The organism is Pseudonocardia alaniniphila, from assembly GCF_022524485.1.
GTDB classification, from domain to species: domain Bacteria; phylum Actinomycetota; class Actinomycetes; order Mycobacteriales; family Pseudonocardiaceae; genus Pseudonocardia; species Pseudonocardia alaniniphila.
Genome location: NZ_JAKXMK010000094.1, coordinates 1 through 1,272 on the forward strand (window position 1 = coordinate 1; position 1,272 = coordinate 1,272).

Here is a 1,272-nt window from a genome sequence, read left to right on the forward strand (position 1 = left end):
TGGAGGCGGGTGACGGGGTCGGTGGCACGTGGTATTGGAATCGCTATCCGGGTGCGCGGTGTGACTCGGAGAGCTACTACTACTCCTATTCGTTCGACGAGGCGCTGCAGCAGGAATGGGAGTGGACCGAACGGTACGCCGAGCAGTCGGAGATCCTGAGATACCTGGACCACGTCGCCGATCGGTTCGACCTGCGGCGTTCCATCAGGTTCGGCAGGCGCGTGGTGGAGGCGGTGTTCGACGAGGGCGGTGGCTGGGTGCTGCGCACCGACGCCGGCGAGCGCTACGCCGCGCGGTTCCTCGTCACGGCGGTGGGCTGTCTGTCCTCGGCGAACATCCCCCGGATACCGGCGCTGGAGACGTTCGGGGGCCGGTGGTTTCACACCGGCCGGTGGCCGCACGAGGGTGTCGACTTCAGCGGCTTGCGTGTCGGGGTCGTGGGCACGGGTTCGACGGGTATTCAGGCCATCCCGGTGATCGCGGAGCAGGCGGGGCACCTGACGGTGTTCCAGCGCACCGCCAACTACAGCATCCCTGCCCGCAACGGGCCGATGGAGGCGGCGTTTGAGCGGGAGGTCAAGGCGAACTATGCCGAGATCCGCGACACCCAGCGCGCCACGATCAACGGGCACCCGTTCCATGTGAGTGACCGGCCGGCGTTCTCGGTTTCGGCGCAGGAGCGCACCGCGATCTACGACGAGTTGTGGGTCCGCGGCGGGCTGCGGTTCCGGGCCGCGTTCGCCGACCTGCTGACCGACAAGGACGCCAACGACACGGCGGCGGAGTTCATCCGTGCCAAGATCCGTGAGACGGTGCACGATCCTGTCACTGCGGAGAAGCTGATGCCTCGGGATCATCCCTTCGCCACCAAGCGCCCGCCGATCGACACCCGTTACTTCGAGACCTACAACCGCGGCAACGTCACGCTGGTCGATGTGCGGGAGTCGCCGATCGTCGAGGCGACACCGGCGGGGTTGCGTACGTCGTCGGGGGAGTACCCGCTGGACTGTCTCGTGTTCGCCACCGGTTTCGACGCGCTGACCGGCCCTTTGCTGAACATCGACATCCGCGGAGGCGGCGGGCGGGTGCTGCGGGAGGTCTGGGCGGACGGGCCGCGCACCTATCTTGGGTTGCAGGTTCCTGGTTTCCCGAACCTGTTCACGATCACCGGCCCGGGCAGCCCCTCGGTGCTGACGAACATGCCGACCGCGATCGAGCAGCATGTCGACTGGATCTCTGCGTGTCTGCATCACCTGCGCTCGATCGGGTCGG

General features: G+C 67.1%; 1 protein-coding gene. It reads left to right on the plus strand.

Going from position 1 to position 1,272, the window contains the following annotated elements; all coding sequences use genetic code 11:
* Nucleotides 1-1,272, plus strand: a 1,272-nt coding sequence (locus tag MMF94_RS43115; protein WP_241043289.1) for a flavin-containing monooxygenase, incomplete at both ends; no start/stop codon positions are given.